The organism is Bradyrhizobium sp. GCM10028915 (genome assembly GCF_042666195.1).
GTDB lineage: Bacteria > Pseudomonadota > Alphaproteobacteria > Rhizobiales > Xanthobacteraceae > Bradyrhizobium > Bradyrhizobium canariense_D.
In genome coordinates this window covers 174,179-198,479 of the sequence record NZ_JBHTFN010000045.1, presented here as the reverse complement: position 1 = coordinate 198,479, position 24,301 = coordinate 174,179, and the positions used below count along the sequence as shown (strand labels likewise).

General features: G+C 63.0%; 27 protein-coding genes and 1 tRNA gene. 13 read left to right on the top strand and 15 right to left on the bottom strand.

All coding sequences use genetic code 11. The annotated features are described in order from the left end of the window. Positions 1-306 precede the first annotated feature (306 nt). The 5 genes from ACFQX9_RS27450 (at position 307) to ACFQX9_RS27430 (ending at position 6,329) form a co-directional block, all read left to right on the top strand. Complete coding sequence (locus tag ACFQX9_RS27450; RefSeq protein ID WP_246776099.1) at positions 307-2,157, top strand: ATP-binding protein; 1,851 nt, start codon at positions 307-309, stop codon at positions 2,155-2,157. 210 nt (positions 2,158-2,367) lie between these two features. Continuing rightward, positions 2,368-2,805 carry a hypothetical protein gene (locus tag ACFQX9_RS27445; RefSeq protein WP_204512731.1) on the top strand — a complete coding sequence of 146 codons (438 nt, stop codon included), beginning with the start codon at positions 2,368-2,370 and terminating at the stop codon, positions 2,803-2,805. 126 nt (positions 2,806-2,931) lie between these two features. Beyond that, on the top strand, positions 2,932-4,542 hold the full coding sequence (locus tag ACFQX9_RS27440; RefSeq protein WP_204512732.1) for a DUF2235 domain-containing protein: 1,611 nt from the start codon (positions 2,932-2,934) through the stop codon (positions 4,540-4,542). Positions 4,543-4,545: 3 nt separating this feature from the next. After that, a complete protein-coding gene (locus ACFQX9_RS27435; protein WP_377791111.1) occupies positions 4,546-5,658 on the top strand; it encodes a ComEC/Rec2 family competence protein in 1,113 nt (370 codons plus the stop codon). Then, the gene (locus tag ACFQX9_RS27430) at positions 5,655-6,329 is read left to right on the top strand and encodes a hypothetical protein (protein ID WP_204512734.1); all 675 of its coding nucleotides are present in this window, start codon (positions 5,655-5,657) and stop codon (positions 6,327-6,329) included. Before ACFQX9_RS27435 ends, ACFQX9_RS27430 begins: the two co-directional genes overlap by 4 nt. Here ACFQX9_RS27430 and ACFQX9_RS27425 read toward each other — a convergent pair. Continuing rightward, positions 6,319-7,479: a hypothetical protein gene (locus ACFQX9_RS27425; RefSeq protein ID WP_204512735.1), complete on the bottom strand. Its 1,161-nt coding sequence runs from the start codon at positions 7,477-7,479 to the stop codon at positions 6,319-6,321. The two genes, ACFQX9_RS27430 and ACFQX9_RS27425, sit on opposite strands and share 11 nt — an antisense overlap. Positions 7,480-8,027: 548 nt before the next feature. Further along, positions 8,028-8,393: a helix-turn-helix domain-containing protein gene (locus tag ACFQX9_RS27420; protein WP_246776100.1), complete on the bottom strand. Its 366-nt coding sequence runs from the start codon at positions 8,391-8,393 to the stop codon at positions 8,028-8,030. A gap of 1,359 nt (positions 8,394-9,752) precedes the next feature. On the opposite strand from ACFQX9_RS27420, the gene ACFQX9_RS27415 reads away from it, so the two are divergent. Continuing rightward, complete coding sequence (locus tag ACFQX9_RS27415) at positions 9,753-9,920, top strand: hypothetical protein (protein ID WP_204512736.1); 168 nt, start codon at positions 9,753-9,755, stop codon at positions 9,918-9,920. A gap of 172 nt (positions 9,921-10,092) precedes the next feature. Here ACFQX9_RS27415 and ACFQX9_RS27410 read toward each other — a convergent pair whose 3' ends face one another. The 11 genes from ACFQX9_RS27410 to ACFQX9_RS27360 form a co-directional block, all read right to left on the bottom strand. Continuing rightward, the gene (locus tag ACFQX9_RS27410; RefSeq protein ID WP_204512737.1) at positions 10,093-10,389 is read right to left on the bottom strand and encodes a hypothetical protein; all 297 of its coding nucleotides are present in this window, start codon (positions 10,387-10,389) and stop codon (positions 10,093-10,095) included. Beyond that, positions 10,383-11,156, bottom strand: a complete 774-nt coding sequence (locus ACFQX9_RS27405) for a hypothetical protein (RefSeq protein WP_377791110.1) — start codon at positions 11,154-11,156, stop codon at positions 10,383-10,385. The genes ACFQX9_RS27410 and ACFQX9_RS27405 overlap by 7 nt, the downstream gene beginning before the upstream one ends. Positions 11,157-11,198: 42 nt before the next feature. Further along, on the bottom strand, positions 11,199-11,879 hold the full coding sequence (locus tag ACFQX9_RS27400) for a hypothetical protein (RefSeq protein ID WP_377791108.1): 681 nt from the start codon (positions 11,877-11,879) through the stop codon (positions 11,199-11,201). Continuing rightward, positions 11,876-12,598, bottom strand: a complete 723-nt coding sequence (locus ACFQX9_RS27395) for a hypothetical protein (RefSeq protein ID WP_204512740.1) — start codon at positions 12,596-12,598, stop codon at positions 11,876-11,878. The genes ACFQX9_RS27400 and ACFQX9_RS27395 overlap by 4 nt, the downstream gene beginning before the upstream one ends. Continuing rightward, on the bottom strand, positions 12,595-13,209 hold the full coding sequence (locus ACFQX9_RS27390; RefSeq protein ID WP_204512741.1) for a hypothetical protein: 615 nt from the start codon (positions 13,207-13,209) through the stop codon (positions 12,595-12,597). The genes ACFQX9_RS27395 and ACFQX9_RS27390 overlap by 4 nt, the downstream gene beginning before the upstream one ends. A gap of 100 nt (positions 13,210-13,309) precedes the next feature. Then, the gene (locus ACFQX9_RS27385) at positions 13,310-13,645 is read right to left on the bottom strand and encodes a hypothetical protein (protein WP_204512742.1); all 336 of its coding nucleotides are present in this window, start codon (positions 13,643-13,645) and stop codon (positions 13,310-13,312) included. 98 nt (positions 13,646-13,743) lie between these two features. Then, on the bottom strand, positions 13,744-13,896 hold the full coding sequence (locus ACFQX9_RS27380; protein WP_204512743.1) for a hypothetical protein: 153 nt from the start codon (positions 13,894-13,896) through the stop codon (positions 13,744-13,746). A gap of 19 nt (positions 13,897-13,915) precedes the next feature. Beyond that, positions 13,916-14,596, bottom strand: a complete 681-nt coding sequence (locus tag ACFQX9_RS27375; protein ID WP_377791107.1) for a hypothetical protein — start codon at positions 14,594-14,596, stop codon at positions 13,916-13,918. A 14-nt stretch (positions 14,597-14,610) separates the two neighbouring features. Next, positions 14,611-14,919, bottom strand: coding sequence for a hypothetical protein (locus tag ACFQX9_RS27370; protein ID WP_204512745.1), 309 nt, complete (start codon positions 14,917-14,919; stop codon positions 14,611-14,613). An 81-nt stretch (positions 14,920-15,000) separates the two neighbouring features. Further along, entirely contained in the window at positions 15,001-16,287 is a 1,287-nt protein-coding gene (locus ACFQX9_RS27365; RefSeq protein WP_204512746.1) for a hypothetical protein, read from the bottom strand. Further along, on the bottom strand, positions 16,284-16,571 hold the full coding sequence (locus tag ACFQX9_RS27360; protein ID WP_204512747.1) for a hypothetical protein: 288 nt from the start codon (positions 16,569-16,571) through the stop codon (positions 16,284-16,286). Before ACFQX9_RS27360 ends, ACFQX9_RS27365 begins: the two co-directional genes overlap by 4 nt. 100 nt (positions 16,572-16,671) lie before the next feature. Between ACFQX9_RS27360 and ACFQX9_RS27355 the strand changes: the two genes are divergently transcribed. Beyond that, a complete protein-coding gene (locus ACFQX9_RS27355) occupies positions 16,672-17,370 on the top strand; it encodes a hypothetical protein (protein WP_377791106.1) in 699 nt (232 codons plus the stop codon). Between the two features lie 55 nt (positions 17,371-17,425). Here ACFQX9_RS27355 and ACFQX9_RS27350 read toward each other — a convergent pair. Both ACFQX9_RS27350 and ACFQX9_RS27345 read right to left on the bottom strand, forming a co-directional pair. Continuing rightward, positions 17,426-17,502: transfer RNA gene (locus ACFQX9_RS27350), tRNA-Arg, on the bottom strand. Between the two features lie 163 nt (positions 17,503-17,665). Then, on the bottom strand, positions 17,666-19,165 hold the full coding sequence (locus ACFQX9_RS27345; protein WP_026232446.1) for an ATP-binding protein: 1,500 nt from the start codon (positions 19,163-19,165) through the stop codon (positions 17,666-17,668). Positions 19,166-19,547: 382 nt separating this feature from the next. On the opposite strand from ACFQX9_RS27345, the gene rpmH reads away from it, so the two are divergent. From rpmH to argB, 6 genes are all read left to right on the top strand, one after another. Beyond that, complete coding sequence (gene rpmH / locus ACFQX9_RS27340) at positions 19,548-19,682, top strand: 50S ribosomal protein L34 (protein ID WP_008542748.1); 135 nt, start codon at positions 19,548-19,550, stop codon at positions 19,680-19,682. Between the two features lie 27 nt (positions 19,683-19,709). Then, positions 19,710-20,123, top strand: a complete 414-nt coding sequence (gene rnpA / locus ACFQX9_RS27335) for a ribonuclease P protein component (protein ID WP_018453036.1) — start codon at positions 19,710-19,712, stop codon at positions 20,121-20,123. 13 nt (positions 20,124-20,136) lie between these two features. Next, on the top strand, positions 20,137-21,984 hold the full coding sequence (gene yidC, locus ACFQX9_RS27330; protein WP_026232445.1) for a membrane protein insertase YidC: 1,848 nt from the start codon (positions 20,137-20,139) through the stop codon (positions 21,982-21,984). Positions 21,985-22,095: 111 nt separating this feature from the next. Beyond that, on the top strand, positions 22,096-22,749 hold the full coding sequence (gene yihA, locus ACFQX9_RS27325; protein ID WP_085351580.1) for a ribosome biogenesis GTP-binding protein YihA/YsxC: 654 nt from the start codon (positions 22,096-22,098) through the stop codon (positions 22,747-22,749). Beyond that, the gene (locus ACFQX9_RS27320; protein ID WP_368506915.1) at positions 22,749-23,114 is read left to right on the top strand and encodes a DUF423 domain-containing protein; all 366 of its coding nucleotides are present in this window, start codon (positions 22,749-22,751) and stop codon (positions 23,112-23,114) included. The genes yihA and ACFQX9_RS27320 overlap by 1 nt, the downstream gene beginning before the upstream one ends. A gap of 231 nt (positions 23,115-23,345) precedes the next feature. Further along, positions 23,346-24,233, top strand: a complete 888-nt coding sequence (gene argB, locus ACFQX9_RS27315; protein ID WP_007597683.1) for an acetylglutamate kinase — start codon at positions 23,346-23,348, stop codon at positions 24,231-24,233. Positions 24,234-24,301 lie beyond the last annotated feature (68 nt).

Genomic DNA, 24,301 nt, shown 5'->3' with positions numbered 1-24,301 from the left:
TCCCGATGGGCTGAACCGGCGCCCTTAACTGCCTTAGGTCTAGTCGCGGTTCACGACCTTCGCAGCGCGAAGTGCTCAACTTGGCATTTACCGCTCGGACGCCTCGGTGTCGTCCCGCGGTGCCTCTGCCCAGCTTTTTGCGATGGCGATGAGCATGGCCGAAGCTGCCACCCGTTAGGCACCCGAGCTTCCGCCGTTCTGCCCGGCCGAGCTAGTAACAGACTCCCGCTCTCGCATCCTAATATATTTGAAGGCGCATGCCTCCCCGACGCCCACAAGGGGCGTCACAGAACGAAGGAGACGTAAATGGTCGGTAACGACAACAACTCCCAAGAACCTCTGGATCAAACCGCGCCCAATTGGGGCGAAAACGCCCCCCGCGGCGGCATGGCGGTCATGACCCGCATCCTCAAGGACAAAGCGACGGTTCCGCTCTTCTTCGCCCAGACGCTTGTCCAGTCCCTGCGCGACGTCGGTTACAATCACACGACGTCCGCCTTGTGCGAGCATGTCGACAACGCGATTCAGGCTGGCGCGACCGAAATCCGCATCTTTTTCCGCCAACTTGGCAAGCGGGGCAATTATCACACTGACGTAGCGGTCTACGACAATGGCGTCGGCATGCCGCCGAACGTGCTGAAGGTTGCCATGGCTTTCGGGGGCTCCATGAGCTACGGCAGCCGCGACGGTATCGCGCGGTTCGGCATGGGCATGAAGACCGCGGCGCTCAGCATAGCGCCCGGCTTCGACATCTATTCATGGCAAGAACCGGGGGCGATCTACCGCATGTCGCTCGACGTCGACGAAATTGGACGCGAGCGCGCCAATCTGGTCCAGCTCCCCGATCCCGAGCTTCTGTCCGATTTTTCCGACGAGCTCGCCGATCTCTTCCGCAAGCCTATGTCCTGGCCCGACGCACAGGAGCAGGAGCTGCTGGCCAGCAAGGAGGACAACATCATAGATCGACTCGGGCCGTCCGGCACCATCGTCCACATGCCGGAATGCGACCGCCTGACCTATGCGCAGGCCCGTACGCTCGTCGAACACGCCGTCAAGGAGATGTCGCGTGTTTACCGCGTGGCAATCTCCAAGGGTTTGCGGCTTTACGTCAATAACCGCCACGTCGATGCATTCGATCCAACATACTCGATGGCGAACGCGCGCCACACTCGTTTTCTTGAGGGCGCGACGAGCACGAGCCGCCTGATCATCGCCAAGCCCCTACCGATTAATCTCAATGAGTTCGCCATGGATTTGGGTAAGGTCCCCATCCAGATCAAAATTTTCCGGCTGCCGATCGAGGAATGGTATCATCTTCCGCGCAAGACGCAGAAGAATGACCTTCGCATTTTCGATGGTCTCAACGTTTCGATCCTGCGCAACGGCCGCGAGGTCTTTGCAGGGCCGATGCCTAAACTGACGACCCGACACAGCGTCACCAACTGGTATCGCATCCAGATTGAATTTCCGGGCGAACTCGACGAAGCCTTTGGCGTGGCCGCCAACAAGCAGGGCGTTCGCCTCAAAGGCTACCTGGAAAAAGCCATCAAAGACGCCATCGGCGAGGACATCACGACCATCAATGATGAGATCAAGCGCTTCCAGGCCAAACAGCGCATTGAGCGCGAGCCGGCCAAGGCATCACTCAGTGAGGCCAAGGCCAACGAGGCCGACCCGTTCCAGACCAAGGCGCTGGACAACCTATCGGCGGAGGAGCAGGCGCAGCTCGACGCCAATCTTCGCGGACTGGCGTTGACACTCAAGCGCGAGAACGAAACGGACGACGAGGCGTTCGAGCGGGTCAAAAACTCGAAATATATCATCGCCTTCAAGCACGATGAATATTGGCCTTTCTATGATGTCCGGCACAATTTCGGTCGCGTGATCCTGACTATCAATACCGCTCATCCATTCTACCAGCGTCTCTACGAACCACTGACCAAGATGGACGTGGTCGAGCAGACGGATGGAGATGCCGAGTCGGAATCGTCGGCACCGGAGGAGTCCACCGGGCCCGCGTTCGCGCTCGACCTGTTGCTGCTGTCGCTTGCCCGCACCCAGAGCCGGCTGATCCATGCCAACGAAGAAGCCAAGAACATTTTAGAAAACCTGCGCCGCGAGTGGTCGGAGACCTATCGCGTGCAGTTGACCGTCTAACCCTTGAACGCGGGGTCGAAGGTCGGCCCTTGGCATCGTGTAACAAACCGGTCAGACTATCTCCTGATTCGATGAAGGGGTCGTCTCCCGTCCGGCTCGCTTCGGCAGGCACAGCGTCCATGCCGCAGATCCCCGGACATAAGACGACGTCCCCTTTCGCCAATCAAACGATCCGTAGGCCATAGCGGTCCTGCACAGAAAGTAGATCACATGACTGACGACCCTGATAAATGGGGCGCGTATACTCGCCTCCAAACTGATCTCAACAAAACCTATTGCATCAATAACCGCACCTGGGCGCTCGAAGCTGCGATCAGCGCGATGATCGAAACGGGCGCCGCTGGTACCCCAGCCGATACCGAGCGGATCGTTGCAACGGCCGAGCGCCGCGAACGTTACCGCGCCCGTCTCCGCCGCGTCTATGCGTCCGACCTCACCCCGCAGGGCGACGGCGCCGACGGAGTGGAAGCCCGCACCTCCCTGTCTATCCTGCATGACCGGCTCAAGCCCGAAGATTGGATGCTGATCTCGTCTATCGCTTCCGGCGAGGACTACGGGAGCATCGCCACGCGTACCCGCGCAACTGCCGCAAGCCTCAGAGTCCGTACGCTGCGCATCCGTCGCCGGCTCATCCAACTCGCTGCCTAGCAGCGGGACGGCGGCGGCTTCGGCCGCCACCGTCATCAGCTCAGATCACATTCATCACCGGCATAGTCGAGGCTGTGCTCGCCTGCCGAACAGACCAGCGTCGGCATCTAATCAGAAGGTACGAAAATGATCGATCAATGCGAAGGAAACGGCGGCTGCCGCGGCCGCAACGTGATCGTCTACTCGGACGGCACTGGCCAGGCCGGCGGGTTCCGCTTCGACGAGACCCGCTCGAACGTCTACAAGATGTTCAGGGCGACCCGCTGCGGCCCGGACTCGAGCATCAATCCGCGCGAACAGGTCGCGTTCTACGATCCGGGTCTCGGCTCGCAGGCGGACGGCGCCAACATCTTTGGCAAGGCGCTGCGCTGGATCCACAACACGGTCGCGCAGGCGACCGGCTTCGGCATCACGCGCAACCTGATCGACTGCTACGCCGCGCTGATCCAGTTGTGGCGGCCCGGCGACCGCATCGTCCTGATCGGGTTCTCACGCGGCGCCTACACCGTGCGCTGCCTCGGCGGCATCGTCGCGCGCTGTGGGATACCTACGCATGCCGCCGACAAGCCCGGCGTGCCGATCAAGCTCGACAACGCGTCCGCCCGCAAGCTCGCCGCAGAGGCGGTGAAGCACGTCTACCAGTTCACCGAGCCGCGCAAGATCGACAAGGCGACGCCGCGGCAGAAATTTTTGCTCGAGACGCGAGAGCGCATCGCGCAGAGCTTCCGCAAGCGCTATGGCTCGGACGATCCCGACGCGCCAGATAATGCGAACGTGTACCCGTATTTCGTCGGCGTGTTCGACACCGTGGCGGCGCTGGGGAATTTGCCTACGTTCCTGTTGTTCTCGATCATCTTCGGGGTCGGGCTCGCCGTGTTCGCCGGCGTGATCCAGGCCCTGGTCGACTTCTTGCCGACCGGCAGCTTTTTCGCGCACTTCTCGTTCGGCAACGTGTTCTTCGGCGTGATCGCGCTCGCGGCGCTGACCGCGGTCGCGGTCTACGTCTATACCCATTTGAAGTGGGACTTCGCGGTCGACGGTTACGGCTGGAAGGACAAGCTGCGGACCATCCACTTCAACGAACTCTGGATGCAGTTCTACGACACCGAGCTCAGCGCGCAGGTAAGCTACGCCAGGCACGCGATCTCGATCGACGAGAACAGGAAGGACTTCGCGCGCGTCGGCTGGTCCAGCCCGCGTGGCGCCGGCAAGGACGCCAACGGCATCCAATGGTTCGAGCAGGTCTGGTTCGCCGGCAACCACTCAGATATCGGCGGCAGCTATCCTGAGAACGAGTCCAGGCTCTCGGACATCGCGCTCGAGTGGATGGCTCGCTGGGCCGCAGCCGTACCGGACGGGCTGAAATTCGACCGGAGGGTGCTGAAGGTCTGGCCGCATCCGGAGGGGCCGCAGCACGACGAGGTCGCCGCCGGCTTCTCCTCCGTCCCGCACTGGACCGGCATCACCTGGACCGAGAAGCACCGCGAGCTGCCCGACCAAGGTCTCCACGGCATCATGCACGCCAGCGTCTATCGCCGCTTCGACGGCGAGGCCGTGCGCCTGACCGACGGCTTCGGCGCATATCGCCCGGCGTCGCTGCGTCGGCACGAAGACTTCGCGCGCTTCTGGGAGCCCGGCGCACGGTTCCCGGCGAATTCCTACCAGGGTCAGAAGAACCTGGCCGGCGAACCGCCTAAATTTCCTGCCGAGGCGTGCGCCCCGAACGAGGAGGCCTGATCCATGAAGTGCGAAGTCGAATTCATCGCTGTCGGCGCCAACAGCAAGGCCGGCGACGCCATCGTCATCCGGTACGGAGAGCCGCACGACTACAAGCTCATCCTCGTGGACGGCGGGCATGGGGAGACCGGCGAACGCCTGGTGACGCATCTCCGGAAAGAGTTCGGGCCCCGCGTCGCTCTCGAGCACGTGCTGCTGACGCACTCCGACGCCGATCATGCATCGGGGCTCCGCACTGTGCTCGAGCAGGTCCCGGTGCGCAACATGTGGCTTCACGTGCCGTGGTTTCTGGCTCGGGACGTAGTTCCTCTCTTCGACGACAGCCGCTGGACCCAAGATGGTCTCGAGCGCGCGATCCGGAAGGAATACGACATCATCGGTGAGATCGTGGACCTGGCCGCGGCGACGGGCGCGCAACTTCGGTACCCATTCCAGGGAGACTATATCGGACCGTTCCGGATCCTCTCGCCCAGCCGGCGTGCGTACCTGCATCTCCTGCCGCAATTCGAGAAGACGCCGGCCCCGAACGAAGCCGCCATCAAAGCGGCCTCCATGTGGATCGGCAAGGCCTCGATCATGCAGAAGATCATCGAGGCCACGCGGGCCAAGGTGGATTCCTGGATCACGGAGTCTTGGACGTCCGAGCGCTTGAAGGACGGCGGCATCACAAGCGCGAGCAACGAATCCAGCGTGGTGCTATACGGCACCTTCGACGGAGGCCGGCGCTATCTCCTGACCGGCGATGCCGGCGTAAACGCGCTCACCTGGTCAGCGAACTACGCTGACGCGACGGGCCTGCCGCTGCAAAACTTCACGTTCGTGCAGATTCCCCATCACGGCAGCCGGCGCAACGTCGGCCCGTCGATCCTGACGCGGCTGCTCGGGCCCGTACTTGCTGAGAATTCCGCCGGCAGCTTCTTTGCCTACGTCTCGGCGCCGAAGGACGACGAAAGCCATCCGCGCCGCATCGTGCTCAACGCCTTCAAGCGGCGCGGCGGCATCATCATCGCGACCCAAGGATGGAACATGCTGCACATGGGCGGGTTCCCCGTTAGGGACGGTTACGGCGACGTGGAGGCGCTTCCGTTCTACACCCGCGTGGAGGCGTACACGTGACGAAGCCGCCTTCGCCGAAGTCCCTCAAGGACCAGAACAAGTGGCAGCTCTGGCTCGCGATCGCCGGCAATGCGGCCGCAGCCTACGCCGCCTCTCAATGGACCGACGTCGCGACGACGGGGCTGCACGGCCTGTTCGACGGCGCCCTCCACCTTCTGCCTGTGGGCCTTGCGGTGCTCCTCACCTCCGTGGCGAACGCCCTCGTTGGTCCCGACGCGAAGTATCGCCTAGTCTTCCTGCGCATGCACAACGCGCTGCCCGGTCATCGGGCCTTCACCGAGTACGGCCCGCGCGATCCCCGCATCGACATGTCCGAGGTGAAGCGCCAGCTCGGCAACAAGCTGCCGCGGGATCCGGATGAACAGAACAAGGCCTGGTACCGGCTGTACAAGCAGGTCGAGAAGGCGCCGCCTGTGGAGAGCGTTCATAGAGAATTCCTGTTACTGAGGGACTACACCGCGCTGTCGCTGGTCTTCCTTGTCGCGCTCGGCGCCCTCGCGGGCTTCGCCGTGCGGCCAGCGACCGTGCTGGCCGGCTATCTCGGCTTCCTCGTCCTGCAATTTGTGCTGGTTCGCCTGGCGGCCGCGAACTGCGGCAAGCGGTTCGTCACCACGGTGCTCGCCGAGCAGAGCGTGGCGACCCCGCAGCGCAAGCGCGCGTCTAGACCGTGAGCGGATTCGCCGAAGCGTCCTGCCCCCAATCGCTTGACCGGTTGGCGCAAAACTCCTCCCAGGCCGTGCAGACCCGCTGGAGTTCGTCCACAATGAGCGCGAAGCCGCCGTCATCGAGGCAGCCGAGTTGCTGAACGCGCAGCATCATCTGCACCGCTTTCTCGAGCCAGAGCATCGAAAGCTGGATGGTACCGCGCCGCGTACCGTCCGGATCGATCACCCGCTTCGGGAAGAGCGGCATTACCTCTTGCATGAACAGGACATACAGAGACCGCATGAAGTGCCAGTCCGTGTTGTCCTTGGCGCGGCCGAACCGGATCCGCTGACGCGGATTGGTGTGGTACCGGAATTCGCCGGTGGCGTTCGAGATCAGGTGCGTCCGGACGAACTGATTGAGATCCTCGCGTTTCCGGACCCTGGGTATCCGTCTGTAGCGCGGGATCGTAGTCGCGTTGATGTACATCCCGAGAGTTTCCTCGTCGGCGCAGTTTTCCAGCCAGAAGCTCGATTGCGCAATAAGGGTGGTCCCCGGGACATCGAACTGCCTCCAGTCCTGTCGCACACGGTAGTCGGTCTTCTCCATGATCGCCATGAGCTTGTCCGGTTCGTCGCCGAACGCCAGCATCTCCTTCGGGAACGGCATGCCGGCATAACGCGAGACGAAGCCGTCCAAGGATAGCGACAGGATGCGGAGATTGTTGGCCTTGAGATACATCCCGGCCTGGCTGGTCCGGAAGATCTGATTGTCCATTCCGCCAAGGCCGAAGCCTTTCGTCCCGTCGTCGGGATCGACGCTCACGACCGCCACCCGGTCCTTTATTCCGATCCGTTGGTCGATCCTGAACTTCGGCGCGAACTCTTCTTTGTGCAGCATGTTGTAGCCGAGCCAAAGCCCGACCCTCACCTTGTCGAGCCAGTCGAGCAGCCAATAGCACTGCGACACCGCCAGCGACTTGCCGGCCATCAAAGCCTCGACCGCGCGCTTCGCTCGCTTTTCCAGTGTCTTGCCGTAGCGCTCGTTGCAATGCTTACAAGCCGGGAAGTGGAAGGTGGATGCCGCCCGGAGGACGTCGGTGCCCGTCAGCGGATCGCTTTCGATCTTGATGACCCGGTGCGGATCGCCGGTCGCGCGCAGCATCCACATCGGCAAGACGTGTTCGCGTGAACGCGCGGCCTTGCCCACCGGTTTGCCGCAGAAGACACAATTCGACCATCCAGGATCGTTCGGGGCATATCCCCGCTGCTTTTTTTGGGACATCGGCGATGGGACCCGGTCTTTTCTGCAGATGGACTATCGACCGATGAGGTTGCGGTTCTGAGGTCTGCGTACTTGGCTCTATAGATCAGGGAAGTGCCAGCGTCCAACCAGAGCGTTCTTGTCCGGCGGCCCCCCTTAGGGCGGCGCCATCGTTCGGTCCTGCGCCGATCGACGGCGTGCTCGATGCGATCTTGCCAGTGCTTTGCGATGGCGAGGTTGATGCTCGGTCAATCCTCCAAAGGCTGATCGTACTTGATCGACTGTCGCTATCTGAACGTCAGGGGCACCGGCGCGCCACACGACTGGACTCCGGCAGTCGCTTCGATGAACCATTCAGCGCAACGCGCAGCCCGAACTGCGTGCACCGGCAACAGCTAGATACAACTGCTGGTCAGCGCCCACTCCCTGCACGCTACGGGCTCAACATAGTCGAAGCGCGGCTACCTACGAGGGCGCTCCGGATGATTTTCCAACAGATCGACCAGACGCACTCCGAAGGTGCCAGCAAGCGACTCGAGCATGAGCACAGTAGGGTTGGAACGTCCGTTCTCGATGAGGCTGATGGCGGCTTGATCGATGCCCGTTTGGGCGGACAATTGTTGCTGGGTCAATCCACGCTCCCGTCGCAGGCGCTTCAGATTGGCAGCAAGCGCCTGAATCGCCTTCGAGTCTCTGAGAGGAAATCTTTCTTCGAAGCTGGATGACGCCATCTGGTCATGATTGGACTCTGATAGAGAAATCGTCAAGTTGCCGCGGCCCGGGCTTTCCCGGCCGTATGGCTCTTCCACAGTTTGAGCGAGTGCCAAGCTTCCGCCGCGCCGGCGGACGCGAAGACACCTTGTCCGGGAGTCTAGGCCGCCCTTCCGGTCAAAGCCCGTTTCGCACCACTGCAAGCCACGCGTGACGAGGATCTCGGATCCTGCCGTTCGCGATCTTGTAGCTGGATTTGGTTACGGAGTGGGAGACGTTGCCATCGATCACGTCCACTTCTCCGTCCCGCAACTCAACCACGAGGTCGGCGTGCGAGCAGAACCAATCGCCGGCGCGCAAAGCTTTCACGGCGCCGTCGCACGAGTTCGGCGGCGCCGGACAACCGGTGCCGCCCCTGCCGCCCAAACAGGTCGCCCACTTTCATCGCACCCGAGGCCGCGTCGATCAGCGCCAGATTCGGATGTGTTTTCGGCAGTGCCACGATCGATTGGCAATATCCCCAATGCGACCCCCCTGTAGGGAAAACCCGCTCCTGCAGCGGCCGTCTTGAACCAGAAGGATATGAACGCGGCAGACCACGGATAGGGCGACCTTCCGTTTCGCGCAGGCTCCCCGACCGTGACCCAATTCACGAACTGGACGTACGGCTGTTCCGATTCCCGACGGGCGATGGACTTCGGGCCGTGGACCGGAACGGTGGAAAATCCCCCCAACGCTTTCACTCGTTAGTGGCGGTCGTCAAAAGGTCGGACCGGATCGACATCTAGACGAAATCTCCGTTTCGCCGGCTCCACGCCTGGAGGTAAGCAGCGTCCCCTTTCCCGCGATCTCGTCCTTCACCGTCGCACACCTTTCGGGGTAGGCGATGCTTCCGAGAGCCAACAGATTCGCCAGCGGCCGGTTGGAGCCCAGTGCGGATTGGATGGCCGGGTATTTGCCCGCCCCTGGTTGTGAATCGGCGGTGGGGTCACGTCGCTTGAAGTCCGGCGGTATCCGTCTGAACGAAATTAAAAGCCAAGTTGGGGTGGGGTCACGATCGGCGGCGATCGGGACCCCACCTCAGCGCAGATTCGGTCGGCTGCGACAAGGAGTTGCCGCCGTTGGTTCAACGGGCCGAGTTCGGCGCCGATTGACACCGTCGGGCGCCACGAAGCCTTACTTCAGACTGCCTAGCAGCCTCCGCTTGCCGCGAACTACGCGATAGATCTGGCGCGCAAGACTCAGAAAATGGCCCGTGTCACGAATTTGTGGCATGCCCATTGCATATTGAACTTCAACTGAGATTTCCGTGCTCAGTTGGAAACATAGCGCCGCCGGGACACTCATTTCGAGCTCGGCGGCGCTCCTTCCAACAGCGGCGCGGTGTGCCGTCATAAGCCCGTAATTTTTAGATGCCGGACCTTGGCCCCGTCTCCCGATTTATGTAGGAGGGGACCGCCAACTAGGACGCGATCATGACAGGAAATTTGCAGCACGATTTCACACGACGCGATCGCCTGCTCGAAACAGCTCAACAGGAGATGATCAGGTTCGAGCGAAAAGAAAACGAGTTCCGTAAGAAAGATCGCGCGGAGAGAGCGGCCGAACTCCAACTCCCGCTGGATCAGCTCGATACCCATTGATCGGATGCCGACGATTCCACAGGAGGTTGTTGGATCGTTCCCGGCGTCGGCTCAGAGTGTCGCAATCTGTTCCCCTGGCGCCGTGGCCATGCTCGCGACCGAGGACGCACATTCTCGGAAGGACCAGGGCCATTGTACTGCTCAGCGCTAAGCTAAATTCGACCGGACGGTTCTAACGCGAGGATCGCCAGTGCGGCGCGCAAAGGCGACGCTCCGCCGGACCGATCGCAAAGCCCTGCGCTTGCGCCACGTCTTCCCTGATCGCTTGATCCGCCAGGAGGCGCAGCACCGGAGCCGGCAGCCGCGGCGAACGCGCGAGATCGTCCCTCCCGTTGGCGAAACCGTGCCTGTAGGATTGTGACCTGTTCGTCGAGGGCTCCGGGCTATCCGCCTTGAAGCCGTCCATGTAGCCCTCCACCATCTCGGCGAAGAACAGCTCCTCGAGTGGCCGATCCATCTCGTTCACCATTTCATCATCCCTTCGATCTTGAGCGCATCCTCGGGCGTCTCAAGCGTCAGCGCGCGAAATCCGAGGTCCGCCTCGTTCGCCGTCCGCCAGTAGGGCTCGCAGATCGGTTCGACGATGTGCTCGAGATCGACGGTGTAGTCCTGGACGAGGTCGAAGCCGTTCTCGCCGAAGATGAGGCGCAGCCAGCCGCGCAAGTTTTCCTTGTGGACGTTCATCTCGACCCATTCCATCTGCCACATGTATTCGAGGATGCCGTCTCGATCCGTGGAGCGGACGAACTCGGGCTCGAGGTCCTGCAGGTCGCAGGTGATGGAGTAGCCATCCGTGATCAGCGCATCCACGACCTTGGTTGCGATCTCCCTGTCGATCCGCCGGACCGCGCGCTTCTGGGCGACGCGTTCGAGCCGACTGTCGTACTCCGTGTCGGCCACGACCCTGCGGGTCCAGTACGGCGTCTGACGACGGAGGAATTGCGCCGCAATCATGTCCAGCGCCGCCAGCCTTTCCAGCTCCGGCTGGCCGCCTCGGGCGAAGGTCGCCTGAAGCGGCAGGGTCCAGGCGCGGCCCGCGTCCTTCGTGTGCGGATGCATGGCCCAAGTGTAGAGCACGAAAGAGCCGAAATTGTCTTCGATCAGATGGGTGCTCCAGCGATCCTGGTACCCCAACGCGATCTTCATCGCCTCGACGGGCGACAGCCGGCGCGCGATGACCAGATCGTCCTCATCCAGATCGTCTGCGGGAATGTATGCGGTGTGGGTCACGTTCATATTTTCACCTGAGAGGATGATCGCGGAGATTGGCGGGTTCGCTCAGCGCGGCGAAAGCGGGGGTGCCGACGTGAGGCCGGCCGCACCCTCCGCCGCGACCCTCTTCGCGGCACGCAGCGCCCACACAGCTCGTCGCAGCTTCGTCCAGTCGATGGAATCGGCGAAAGCAAGGCCAGCCCGGCGCCGGGCGATCAGCCTGGGCGCCGCCGCGGCGATGTCCAGGAATTCCCCCAGCAGCTTGCCGAGCACCGAAGGATCGAGCCGCCGCAAGGCTGCCGCGGCGGCTTCGGTCGGGACCTCGCCCGGAAAATGGGAGATCAGCGCTTCTTGCTCCTTCGGCGAAAGGCCTTCAGGGGTGCCGCCCCGCGTGGTCGCGCGGTATTCGAGGATCCAACGGACCGAACCGAGCGGCATGCTCGCAACGATCCGGTCGGCCTCGCACTCGTACTGCACGAAGCACAGGCCATGCGGGATGCCCAGCTTTTGCGCGAGCTTGATGGCGAACATATCGACGTACACCCGGGCGATCTCCGAGCGCTGCGCGCTGTGGTCGCCGAGCTCCTCGAACAGCTGCATGTAGTCGTTCTCGTCCAGCCAAGGTCCTTCGGGCCGGATCTCGGCGTATTGGCGCGCTGCGCGGATGCGAGGCTGCAAGAGGAGCGACGACCATTCCGGAGCGGCAAACCCGGAGAAACCCGGCACGTAGACTTTGAGCTCGATCATGCTTTGATCCTTTCGTGGTTCGCCGGACGCCGGCGCGGCGCACACGGGGTGCGGCGGCGGGCGAGCTTGGCAACTTTCTTCTTCCGGTCGACGGCGTACTCGAACAAGGTCATGGCGCCGCCGCCGCCGATCTCGGCATAGATCTCGTCGTCGATGTCGGGATCGGTGAAGGCGTCGAGCAGGAGACAGAGCTCGTTCCTGTCCCACCTATCGAGCCGCTGGCTCCCGGCCCAGGCGCGGATGAGCTTGCTGTGATGCGGCATCGGCGCGAACCAATTCCGGAGCAAATTGGACAAACCACGGTGGTCCTCCTGTTCACTCAGCTCGAACAGCCTCTGGGCCGTGCCGATCGGCACCGTGGCCACGATCCGGTCGGTCGTGAAGATGTAATCGCCGGGCTCGATCCTCTCGAACTTGAGCCTCGGCGCAAAACCGAGGCTCTCCGTTATCTTCCGTTCGAAGCACACGCACCAAGCCCTCGCGATCGAGGCGCGGTGTTTGGAAACGTCGTTGAACTGCGAGAGCATCTCCAGACCATCCCCTCCGTCCCGGTCGGCGCCGTCCATGCGGGCGTAGAGCTGCTGCGACTTGTCGAGCAACCGCTCCCACTTGGTTTTGTGGAATCCGCCGAAACCTGGCAGGAACATCTGGCGTCGCTTCGTTACGCCCCGTGCGCCGTTCGCCTTGCGGATCGACCGCGAATTGAGAATGTTCTTCATGCTTCCTCGCTGTCCCCGAGCGGAGTGTTCAGATATGCTTGGGCCTCCCTGTGCTGAGCGGCTTCCGCCTCGAACGCGGCCCAGTCGACCGCGCTCGAAAAAGCCTCGTGGAGCTCGCCGTCCTTGGTCATTTCAGCGAACAGCAGCAGGTCGATATGAGGGGCGACGAACGCGTCCAGAAGGACGCAGAGACGGTTCTTGTCCCAGCCCTCGACCGGATCCTGCAGCCATTCGCGCAGTTCGCCGCCGTAGTCCGTTGCGCGGTGGCCCAGCGTCAGAATCCGATTGCCGATGGCCCTCTCGAGACCAACGTGCTTCCGTAGCGCGCTCGCTTCGAACAGCGTGCGGACCTCTTCCGCGGGCAAGGAGGCGACGATGCGGTCGTTCTCGGCCGGGTAATCGGCCGGTCGCTCGAGGCGCGTGAATTTCAGCCCGATCGCCAGCCCTCGGGTCACGTATAGATGCCTCTCGAAATGTCGGCAGAAACTTCGTGCGACGGCGACGCTGAAGGCCTTCTCATCGCACGTGAGCGTCGCGATCTGCCTGAAATGCGCGGTCTTCAGCGGCCCTCCTTCTTCCCTATGGCTCTGAGCGCAGAGCTCCTTCTGCACGCTGATCGCCTCCTCCCAGGAGGTCTGGAACGAGCCGCCGAACCTCGGCAGATATGTTTCGAGCTGTGTGATGGTGCTCCGGATCACGTTGCGGCTCCGATTACTTTGTTGCGGTTCGCACCGGGCGATTCCGGACCAGGCGTCCGTCGAAGAACACGCGCGTATCGTGCTCCATGATGTCCTCGAAAAGTTCGAGCGCGCGGACATGATCGGTCGCGACGTCGGCGGTGCGCGGAACCGCGCCCCGCAGGACGGGCTCGAACACGTCGGTGTCCCAGCGGCAGCGACCGATGACGTATTCGCGGAGGTCGCCCCGGTCGCGATAGAACATCGCCGCGCCGTGTTCCTTGCGATACTCCAGCGCAATGATGAGGGCCTGGGCTATCGTTGCGTGGGGCGCGATGATCTCTTCGCCCCCGTTGCGCTTCACGATCATCGCGAACCTCTTGCCGTCCAGGCTTCGTGGCGCTCGAATGTAGACCGAACGCCACGGCTGGTCGGCCGGCGGAACGCGATCGGTCGTCGGTGTCTCGTTCATGAGCTCGCTCCGTACGCGTGGTCAGGGCGGGCCAACGCGCGCGCTTCGGTGGCGCGCTCGCCCCGGCCAGACGTCGGCGGCGCCCAGGCGGGCGACGAAAGGCCCGAGAAGTCGAGCAGGTAGGGAACGAGCAGCGTCTCTTGCGGCATCTTGCTTCTCCTTGTCGCCTTACGGTCGGGGTTGCGCCGGCATCCCGGCCACGACCGGCATCGGCGGCCTCCGGCGCGCGGCGGCGAGATCCGCGAACCGGGTCCAGTCGACGGAGTGCTCGAACGCCTCGCTGACGTCGCGGCCGGCCGTCATTTCGGCGTACAGCCGCTCGTCGATCTCGGGATCGACGAAGCCGGGGAGCAGATCGCAGAGCGCGGCCCGGCCCCAACGTTCGATCGGTGCGGCGAGCCACTGCTCGACCGCCTCGTCGGGATTGGGAACGACGCCCTCGCGGGGTGAGGAGCGGTCGCGGATCAAATCGAGGAGCCGCCGATGTCCTTCCTCCGCGCTGCGGGCGAACAGCTTGCGGCCGCTGTCCACCGGCATCGTCGCAAGGATGAAGTCCGTAGTGCCGCCGGCAGCCAGGATCTCCAACGCGCTGAACGTCAATCCGAGCTCAAAGCCCAGCCATCGCGACGTCTCCGCGTCGAACCGGCGGCAGAAGCCCTTGGCTAGTGAGGCGAAGAAGCGCGAAGCGTCGCTCGTCTCGCACAGGATCACGCCGAGATCGGCGGCGGTCAGTTCGTCGGGTCCTTCGTACCGCGCAAAGCGTTCGGCGCGCTGCATCCGGGCGAACGGGAACAGATTTTCCCAGCTGGTGCCCTGGAAGCCGCCGAAGCCCGGCAGGAAGATCGTCAATGTCGTCGTCTGGGTCACGTCGCGCTCCTTCCGTGATGACGGCTCGCGTAATCCCCGTCGGTCACGACGCGTCCGCTCCAGAACTCGTGTGGATGCTTCAGCGGGACCTGTTCGACTACCTGCATCGCCGGGCCCGCGCCGAGATGCCCTCCAAAATTCTGGAGAGGGGCGATATCGCCGTGGACGATGGAGGCCCTGCTCCTGGCGCCGTCTTCCAGCTCCAGGACGGGCGCGCGCGGCAGCTTCACGCCGCGCGCCACGACATCGTCGGCGGCCGGACCGGCGGCCTTCTCGATGAACATGGTGTAGACGACTTTCAACATCGCGTTTCCTTCAAAACACGTAGCTTGGCAGCAACGATTGGTGTCCTGATTGCACTTGCTCACTCCCGCCCCTGCCGTCGACTACGCCAGCTTGCCATGGCGTGACGACTGCCTCGCTTTTTGGACCCGAGCGGAAATCTCGGGGGCACCGCGCATGTAGATTTTGCGCGTCGTCGTCTTGGTTGCGTGCGCGCCCGAACCTGCCAGGTCGTCGTGCGACGCGCCGGCGCCGGCGGCTTCGGTGATCCCTCCCGCCTTAGAATCCATATTCCAGACCGACTTCGGGACGCCGGCCGCATCAGCGTACTCGCGCCAGAGCTTGCCGAAATCCATGTGCGTGGGCCAAGGAGAGCCGTCCTTCCGTCGGGCGACCGGCATCTCGGGATCCACGGGTCCAAGCATTTTGAGGCAGCGCGCCACGAGTTCGCATTTGTCGAGGTCGTGCACTACGTATTGACCGGTCTTCGACGTGCGCACGCGAAGGATCTTGTTGTCGGTGAGGATCATGCTCATGGTCATCCCCGACCAGACCTTCGCGCCGTGGTGCACTTCACCCGGGTTTGCGACGTAGCTGCCTTTGACCGTCCGCCATTTGCCGACAATATCGATCTGACGCAGGAAGCATTCGAATTGCAGCGCCTGGACCAGCGCCGAGGAAATGTCACCGGCTTCCAGTGCCCAGGTCACGATCGCGCTCGCATGCTCGTAGGTCAGAACCGAATCCCGGGGAGGATTCTTCGCGAACCTCATCTTCGAAAGGCCACTGAGAAGGCGCTCGCAATGGGTGTAGAAGAGGTTGGCCTGCATGCCGTAGCCGAGCAGGATCTTGACCATCTGGATGCAGCCATAGGCTCGCCTCACGCGATGTTCTTCGCCTGGCGAGATCGGCTCTTTCCAGTGGCGGTAGCAGGTCCTGAAATACTTTGCGGTGAGCGCATCGATACGACGCGGGCCGATCGTCCCGCGGACGATCTTCAGCCAGTCGCGGTACGAGCTTTGGGTATTTTGCTGGACGTCAGCAAACCCGCTCTCGGGATCGGATTCGTACATGAGGCAGAGGCTCCCCATGGTGCCGTTGAACTTCGGCCTCAGGCGCTCCTTATCGTCGTTGCCCTTCTCGAGCCAGCGCATGAGACAATCGTGTTCGCGCTGGCAAACTTGCTCGATCGTTTCTTTCGACGCCGGATCCGAGAGATCAACATGGATGCGAACGGTCGCGGGACGATAGTCGGCACACTCAGGGGTTTCATCCTTCGCCCAGTAGAGCTGGATTTTGCCCCTTCGCCGGACTTGCTTGAGGCCCGGCGCGTGGAGTTCCATGACCTCGCCGGCGATCCGCACCTTGGCGGCTCGATTGCGTTTGGTCATGGGCCGAACCTATCCGGACCATCTTCTGGATAGTCGGCTTCCAGACTGCCGGTGCCCTCGCGGTTATCGATGAATTTCAGTACGGCGGGCACATAATAGAGGTGCCGAATGGAAGGGCGCGCCGACGGCATACCGTCCCGTTCGAGCACGCGGCGGACTTCCCGCCAGTGGTCTGCGTACTCACCCAGCACGACATGCGCCATGAGCTGATCGTCGGCATAGAGCGGCGTCGGGATGATCACCCCTCGCCGTCCGATCGCACGATATTCCAAGCCTTTCGCCATCATCCTCTCCAGTGGACCAAATATGGCACTGAAAATTCACTGGCACAATAGGTCCACAGAAGTTATAAGCTGTTGGTTAACGACCGATTCGGGGGGCTCCGTGGTCAGCTCAAGGGAACTGGCGGATGTCGTCGGGGACGCTCTCGGCATCTCCCGAGCGAGCGCCCAACTGCACCTGAAGACGATCCGAGCAGGCGGCCAAATCCTGTTCGCGGGATACGGACGTGCTGCCGCCGAAATGACTTCCCTCGAAGCGGCTCGATTGGTCTTGGCTTGTGCCGGAAGCACCTTCGCCAAAGATTCGATGGAGGTCCTGAAACGTTTCGCTCACTTACGACCAGCGGGCACCAAAAAGTCTTCGATTGGTCTGGAGCAGTTTCTGTCCGCGAGGATCGCGGAGCTTCCGATGTACGTGCAGCCGGAACAGCGGGAGCGCGGCCTCGGAAGATCGTTCGGCTCGCGTTGGCTCGCTCAGACTGCACTGCAGCTATACGAGCCGATCGGAGAAAAGGTGGAAGAACTGCCGCGCTTTGCGGTGGTAAGGTGGCTCGAGGAGAAGGGGCACTCCAAATTGAAAATTTTCGGACCCGCGATGCGCCTGGTCGCGCGAGGACGACATTCCGCAAATGCACCTGCAGATGAAGACGACCTGTCTGGAGCGGGCGAATTTCACCACGTACTCGGTCAATATTCCGACCATCGTCTTTTTCAGGTGCGGGCGGTCGGAAGGACCGCCCTGATCGAGATCGGCGCGGCGCTTAAAGGAGCGACGGCCGATTACGGTAACGGCACTGGGTAACACTCGGTAACGCCTTTGGGGCGCACCGGGAAAAATCAATGAAAACAGAGGGAAATGGCGCGCCCGGAACGATTCGAACGTCCGACCCTCAGATTCGTAGTCTGATGCTCTATCCAGCTGAGCTACGGGCGCGTTTTTCGCTGACATTGCGGGCGTGGCCCGCAGGCAGCCCCCGGCGACGCCGGAGGGGTGCGAAAGAGCGCCCTGACTAACCGCTCTTGCCCCAATTGGCAAGGTCCGGATTGAGGTGATTTTGCTGGGAAATGACGGTTTCCGCACTCAGCCGCCGGCCGACCTACGCCCGCGCCCGCTCGTTGCGGACGGAGAGCAGTTCCACGGGGCGGTCGGGGATGACGATCCGGAAGGTGGCACCGATGGTGCCTTCGACCAGATGGATGTCGCCGCCATGGGCGCGGACCAGCTCGGCGGCGATGGCAAGGCCGAGGCCGCTGCCGCCGGGGCGGCCGGAGGTCTGGAACGCCTCGAACAGGTGTTCGCGAGTCTTCTGCGGCACGCCAGGGCCGGTATCGGAGACCTCGAGGATGGCGACCGCGCCCTCGCGTTTTCCCGTGATCCGGATCTGCTGCGCGCCGCCCTCGGCGGACGCATGGCTTTCCAGCGCTTGGGCGGCGTTGCGGACGAGGTTGAGCAGCACGCGGAAGAGCTGGTCGGGATCGGCATCGACCGCGAGCCCGCGCTCGATTGCGGCGACCCAGGAGATCGAGGCGTCGGAGGCAAGGCCAGCGGTCTCGCGCACCTCAAGCACCACCGGCTCGATCATGATCATGCGCCGGTCGGGCGCGGCTTCCTGGGCGCGGCCGTAAGACAAGGTCGACTGACAGAAGGCGATGGCGCGCTCGAGCGAGCGGACGAGTTTTGGCGCAAAGCGCTGCACCCGCGGATCCGGCACGCTGGCGAGCTGGTCCGACAGGAGTTGTGCCGAGGCCAGCAGATTGCGCAGGTCGTGATTGATCTTGGAGACGGCGAGGCCGAGGGCGGCGAGCCGGCTCTTCTGATGCAGCATCGACATCAGGTCGCGCTGCATGTCCGACAATTCACGCTCGGCAACGCCGATCTCGTCGCTGCGCTGGCTCGGCACGATGATCCCCGCCGAACTCTCGGGATTTTCGTGGAAGCCGACCAGGCTCGCGGTCAGCCGCCGCATCGGGCGCACGAAGAGATAATGCATGGCGAGATAGACGAGGCCCGCGGTCAACACAGCGATGATCAGCGCGACCACCACGACGTTGCGGGAGAAGCGGTACATCGACTGCCGCAGCGGCAGCTCGTCGGTGACGATCTCCATGAACTGGGCGTTGCCGACGCCGGGCCCGACGATCCGGATGGCCTGGTTGCCGGTCTCCAGCATCATCCGGAACGAGCCGGTGATCGCCTCCCACGCCGTCATGTCGCGCAGGTCGATGTCGTGCTCGATCGCGGCGGGCAGATTGTCGCTGGCGAGCAGACGGCGCTGCTGGCCCATCTTGATGGCGACGGCGCGCGCATTGATGCTTTTCAGGATCTCGCGCGAGAGCGAATCGGGGACCATGCCGAGCGGCGCCGCATCGAGCACCAGCGCCGCCGTGTTGGCCGCGGCGACGCGGTCGTTGAGCCGGTTGACCCAGAAGTTGGCGATGGCCGGCACGTAGAGCAGGATGGCCGCGATCATCACCAGGGGGACGGTGAGCAGCAGCAGCTTGCCGGACAGCCCAAGTCCGCGCGTCCCACGCGGCAGCGCCGCCGGCGGGTCCCGCTGATCCCCATCCTGGATCGGCTGGAGGTCTGTCGCTGCCACGAAATTCGCCCTCGCTGCCTTTACCGGGTTGAAGATTTGGCTGGTGAAGGGTTTGGCGCGTACGAAGATGCGGCCCGCCCCCAGCGCGGTCAAATTACAGATCGTCAATCTGCCAAGGTCGGATGTAAGCGCAGATTTGGCGAGTCGCTACCTCAAGGGTTAAAAACCCCGCACAAACAGCGATATTCGCCGGAATTGAGCTCTTGTGCGGCGTTGACGAAAAGAAGGCGCTCGCTTATAAGCCGCGCAATTGTCCGCGATGACCCGGTGTGACCGCCGGGAGCGGCTCTCTTGGGGCCGAAAAAGGCCCGTTTTGGGCAGCATCTTCCGGACTTTATCATCAATTCTACAGGCAAATTGCCCGGTCAGCGGAGAAAAACCCGTGAAGCGGACTTATCAACCCAGCAAACTGGTGCGCAAGCGCCGTCACGGCTTCCGTGCCCGTCTCGCCACGGCCGGCGGCCGAAAGGTGCTCGCCGCCCGCCGCGCTCGCGGCCGCAAGCGTCTGAGCGCCTGAGCCGGACCCCCTTTTTGGGATTTCATCATGGATCGGCTGAGGCAGCGAGCGGATTTCCTCGCCGTTGCCAATGGCGCGCGGGTGAATAGCCCCGCGTTCGTCCTGCAAAGCCGCGGTCGCGACGATAGCGGCCCGATCCGGATCGGCTTCACCGTCACCAAAAAGAACGGCAACGCCCCCGAGCGCAATCGCATCCGGCGCCGGCTTCGCGAACTGGTGAAGCGGCTCGATCCGGTGTCGATGCAGCCCCATCATGATTATGTGCTGGTCGGCCGAAGGGACGCGCTCTCGCGCGGCTTCGCCACCATGCTCGACGATCTGCGCATAGCGTTCGCGAAGCCCGCGCGGCATACGCACAAGGGACGCGGCTCAAAAAGCAGCCCAACAACCGACGGCTTAAAGCCCGGCCCCGCTCCTGCGACCAGCCGCAAACCGGATTGATGACGAGAGAATGATGACCGACAACCGCAATACCATCCTCGCCGTCATTCTGTCGGGCTTCGTGCTGATCGCCTGGCAATATTTCTACAACATGCCGGCGATGGAGAAGCAGCGCGCCCAGCAACAGGCGCAGGCCGAGCTGCAGAAGACCACGCCGCAGCCGACGGCTTCCGCTACGCCGGGCGCCACGCCGCAGGCCGGCAGCACGGCCCAGCCGTCGACGCCGAGCGCGAACCAGCAAGCCCAGCCGGTTCAAAGCCGTGACACCGCCATTGCTGCCAGCCCGCGCGTGAAGATCGAGACGCCGCGGATCGCCGGCAGCATCTCGCTGAAGGGCGGACGCATCGACGATGTCGCGCTGGTGCAATTCCGCGAAACGGTCGATCCGAAGTCACCGCCGATTATTCTGTATTCGCCCTCGGGGACCGCGGAGCCGTATTACGCCGAGTTCGGCTGGGTACCGGCGACGGGCGTGACGGCGAAACTGCCGGACGCGCAGACCGTCTGGCAGCAGGACGGCAGCGGCAGCCTGACGCCGACGACCCCGGTGCTGCTGAAATGGGACAATGGCGAGGGCCTCAACTTCCGTCGCACCATCTCGGTCGACGACCACTACCTCTTCACCGTCAAGGACGAGGTGAGCAATGTCGGCAACGCGCCGGTCACGCTCTATCCGTTCGCACTGATCTCGCGCCACGGCACGCCGCAGGTCTCCGGCTACTACATCTTGCATGAAGGCCTGATCGGCTATCTCGATGGCTTGCAGGAATACGCCTACAAGAAAATCGACGAAGCCAGGACGGTGAACTTCAAGGCCACCAATGGCTGGCTCGGCATGACCGACAAATACTGGGCCTCGGCGCTGCTGCCGGACACCAGTGCGCAGATTCAGGCGCGCTTCTCGTCGAATCCGAGTGGCAACGTCCACACCTACCAGACCGATTATCTGCTCGATCCGGTCACCGTCGCGATCGGCGGCTCCGCGACCGCGAACGCGCGGCTGTTCGCCGGCGCCAAGGAAGCCAGCGTTGTCGGCATCAACTTCCCGCTCGCCGGCCATGGCGGCTACAACAAGGAACTCGGCCTCAACCATTTCGATCTGTTGATCGACTGGGGCTGGTTCTACTTCATCACCAAGCCGATGTTCCTCGGCCTCGACTTCTTCTACCGCTTCTTCGGCAATTTCGGCATCTCGATCCTGCTCGTGACCGTGATCGTGAAGCTCCTGTTCTTCCCGCTGGCGAACAAGTCCTACGCCTCGATGGCGAAGATGAAGTCGGTCCAACCGCAGCTTCAGGCGCTGAAGGAGCGCTACCCTGACGACAAGGTGAAGCAGCAGCAGGAGATGATGGAGATCTACCGCAAGGAGAAGATCAATCCGGTCGCCGGCTGTCTTCCCGTGGTGATCCAGATCCCGGTGTTCTTCTCGCTGTACAAGGTGCTGTTCGTCACCATCGAGATGCGGCACGCGCCGTTCTTCGGCTGGATCAAGGATCTTTCCGCGCCGGACCCGACCAACCTGTTCACTCTGTTCGGGCTGATCCCGTTCGATCCGACCACCATTCCCGTGTTCGGCCACTACCTCGCGCTCGGCATCTGGCCGATCATCATGGGCATCACGATGTGGTTCCAGATGAAGCTGAATCCGACGCCGCCGGATCCGACGCAGCAGATGATCTTCAACTGGATGCCGCTGATCTTCACCTTCATGCTGGCGGGCTTCCCGGCGGGCCTCGTGATCTACTGGGCCTGGAACAACACGCTCTCGGTGCTTCAGCAGAGCTTCATCATGCGCCGCAACGGCGTGAAGGTGGAGCTGTTCGACAATCTCAAGGCGACGTTCGCGAAGAAGGCGACGTAGCGGTCGTCATTGCGAGGCAAAGCGACGAAGCAATCCAGAGTCCCTTCGCGGATGCATTTTTGGATTGCTTCGCTTCGCTCGCAATGACGCGGACAAACAGAAAGCCTTCGCATGAATGACGACAAAGATGCGAAGCTGATCGAGGTCGGGCGAAAGCTGTTCACGCGCGACTGGCAGTTCATCTGGGCCTCGCCCTCGACTGAAACGCTGCCGCCGATGGCGGGGCTGGAGATCGCTTTTGCCGGCCGCTCCAATGTCGGCAAGTCCAGCCTGATCAACGCGCTGACCGGCCGCAACGCGCTCGCGCGCACCTCGCATACGCCGGGCCGCACCCAGGAGCTGATCTTCTTCGAGGTCCCCGGGAAAAGTGACCTGCGCCTGGTCGACATGCCCGGCTATGGTTATGCCAAGGCACCGAAGAGCCAGGTCGCGTCCTGGACCGAGCTGATCCACAAATTCCTGCTCGGACGCGCGAGCCTCGCGCGCGTCTACGTGCTGGTCGACGCGCGGCACGGCCTCAAGGACGTCGATCTCGAAGTCCTGAAGACACTCGATCGCTCCGCGGTCAGCTACCAGCTGGTTCTGACCAAGGCCGACCAGATCAAGGCCGCCGAGCTTCAATCGCGCATCGTCGAGACCGAGGCCGCGCTCGCCAAGCGTCCGGCCGCGTTCCCGAACGTGCTCGCGACCTCGTCGCGGAGCGCAACCGGCATGGCCGAGCTGCGCGCCGCGATCGCCAAGCTGCTGGAAGAGCGCACCTCGTAATGGCGGCGTTCCGCCTGTTGATCGGGCTTGCCGGTATGATGGGCGCCGCCGGCGTCGCGCTGGCCGCCGCTTCCTCGCATGGCGGCGATGCGAGCCGGCTCGCCGCCGCAAGCGCCATGCTGCTGTTTCATGCAACCGCCATACTCGCGACCGTCGCCCTGCTCGGGCGCGGCCTTCTGCACGGCGGAATTGGCATCATCGCCGCGTCCGGCTTCGCAGCCGGCGCCGCGCTGTTCGCGGGCGACCTCACCTTGCGGCAATATGCCGGCCATTCGCTGTTTCCATATGCGGCGCCGACGGGTGGATCGGTGATGATCTTGAGCTGGCTGGCAGTGACGCTCGCGGCGGTGGTGGGAAAGAAATAGTGGCTCTTTGTTCCTTCTCCCCTTGCGGGAGAAGATGGCGCGAAGCGCCGGATGAGGGGTTCTCTCCACGAACTCACTATTGCGCGCGCGGAGAGAACCCCTCACCCGTCTCGCCGCTATCGCGGCGATCCACCCTCTCCCGCAAGGGGAGAGGGGAAGAACATCACTTTGCGCCCCGCCCGCCAATCGGATAGAACGCGGCCCGAGTATCCCGCCAGCGAGATCCGCCTCATGACCGAAATCTCCCCGCTCGACCAGGCCCGCATCCTGTCCGAAGCGCTGCCGCACATGCAGCAGTATGACGAGGAAACCATCGTCATCAAGTATGGCGGCCATGCCATGGGGGACGAGGAGACCGCGAAGAATTTTGCCCGCGACATCGTGCTGCTCGAGCAGACCGCAATCAATCCGGTGGTGGTGCATGGCGGCGGCCCGCAGATCGCGACCATGCTCAAGCGCCTCGGCATCGTCTCGGAATTCGCAGCCGGCCTGCGCATCACCGATGCCGCCACCATCGAGATCGTCGAGATGGTGCTCGCCGGCTCCGTCAACAAGCAGATCGTCGGCTACATCAACGAGGCCGGCGGCAAGGCCGTGGGGCTCTCTGGCAAGGACGCCAATATGGTGAAGGCGTCCAAGACGACGCGCACCATCATGGATCCGGACTCGCACATCGAGAAGGCGGTCGATCTCGGCTTCGTCGGCGATCCCGAGAAAGTCGATCTCACGCTGCTCAACCAGCTGATCGGCTACGAGCTGATCCCCGTGCTCGCGCCGCTCGCGACCTCGAAAGAGGGGCAGACGCTGAACGTCAACGCCGACACTTTCGCAGGTGCCGTGGCCGGCGCGCTGAAGGCAAAGCGGCTGCTGCTGCTCACCGACGTGCCGGGCGTGCTCGACAAGTCCAAGAAGCTGATCCCGCAGCTCTCGGTCAAGGACGCGCGAAAGCTGATCGCGGACGGCACCATATCGGGCGGCATGATCCCGAAGGTCGAGACCTGCATCTACGCGCTCGAACAGGGCGTGGAGGGCGTCGTCATCATCGACGGCAAGATGCAGCACGCGGTGCTGCTCGAGCTCTTCACCAACACCGGCACGGGCACGCTGATCCACAAGTGAGAGAAGAGCGGACAGGAACAGTGCTGGGAGAGCGGCGGCCTCGCCGCTCCGTCCTGACGCGCTTCCTG

What these genes read in the sequence shown, in the direction of transcription:
- ACFQX9_RS27450 (WP_246776099.1), top strand. Translation starts at nt 307, where the DNA reads ATGGTCGGTAACGACAACAACTCCCAAGAACCTCTGGATCAAACCGCG.
- ACFQX9_RS27445 (WP_204512731.1), top strand. Translation starts at nt 2,368, where the DNA reads ATGACTGACGACCCTGATAAATGGGGCGCGTATACTCGCCTCCAAACT.
- ACFQX9_RS27440 (WP_204512732.1), top strand. Translation starts at nt 2,932, where the DNA reads ATGATCGATCAATGCGAAGGAAACGGCGGCTGCCGCGGCCGCAACGTG.
- ACFQX9_RS27435 (WP_377791111.1), top strand. Translation starts at nt 4,546, where the DNA reads ATGAAGTGCGAAGTCGAATTCATCGCTGTCGGCGCCAACAGCAAGGCC.
- ACFQX9_RS27415 (WP_204512736.1), top strand. Translation starts at nt 9,753, where the DNA reads ATGACAGGAAATTTGCAGCACGATTTCACACGACGCGATCGCCTGCTC.
- ACFQX9_RS27410 (WP_204512737.1), bottom strand. Translation starts at nt 10,389, where the DNA reads ATGGTGAACGAGATGGATCGGCCACTCGAGGAGCTGTTCTTCGCCGAG.
- ACFQX9_RS27405 (WP_377791110.1), bottom strand. Translation starts at nt 11,156, where the DNA reads ATGAACGTGACCCACACCGCATACATTCCCGCAGACGATCTGGATGAG.
- ACFQX9_RS27400 (WP_377791108.1), bottom strand. Translation starts at nt 11,879, where the DNA reads ATGATCGAGCTCAAAGTCTACGTGCCGGGTTTCTCCGGGTTTGCCGCT.
- ACFQX9_RS27395 (WP_204512740.1), bottom strand. Translation starts at nt 12,598, where the DNA reads ATGAAGAACATTCTCAATTCGCGGTCGATCCGCAAGGCGAACGGCGCA.
- ACFQX9_RS27385 (WP_204512742.1), bottom strand. Translation starts at nt 13,645, where the DNA reads ATGATCGTGAAGCGCAACGGGGGCGAAGAGATCATCGCGCCCCACGCA.
- ACFQX9_RS27380 (WP_204512743.1), bottom strand. Translation starts at nt 13,896, where the DNA reads ATGCCGCAAGAGACGCTGCTCGTTCCCTACCTGCTCGACTTCTCGGGC.
- ACFQX9_RS27370 (WP_204512745.1), bottom strand. Translation starts at nt 14,919, where the DNA reads ATGTTGAAAGTCGTCTACACCATGTTCATCGAGAAGGCCGCCGGTCCG.
- ACFQX9_RS27365 (WP_204512746.1), bottom strand. Translation starts at nt 16,287, where the DNA reads ATGACCAAACGCAATCGAGCCGCCAAGGTGCGGATCGCCGGCGAGGTC.
- ACFQX9_RS27360 (WP_204512747.1), bottom strand. Translation starts at nt 16,571, where the DNA reads ATGGCGAAAGGCTTGGAATATCGTGCGATCGGACGGCGAGGGGTGATC.
- rnpA (WP_018453036.1), top strand. Translation starts at nt 19,710, where the DNA reads ATGGATCGGCTGAGGCAGCGAGCGGATTTCCTCGCCGTTGCCAATGGC.
- yidC (WP_026232445.1), top strand. Translation starts at nt 20,137, where the DNA reads ATGACCGACAACCGCAATACCATCCTCGCCGTCATTCTGTCGGGCTTC.
- yihA (WP_085351580.1), top strand. Translation starts at nt 22,096, where the DNA reads ATGAATGACGACAAAGATGCGAAGCTGATCGAGGTCGGGCGAAAGCTG.
- ACFQX9_RS27320 (WP_368506915.1), top strand. Translation starts at nt 22,749, where the DNA reads ATGGCGGCGTTCCGCCTGTTGATCGGGCTTGCCGGTATGATGGGCGCC.
- argB (WP_007597683.1), top strand. Translation starts at nt 23,346, where the DNA reads ATGACCGAAATCTCCCCGCTCGACCAGGCCCGCATCCTGTCCGAAGCG.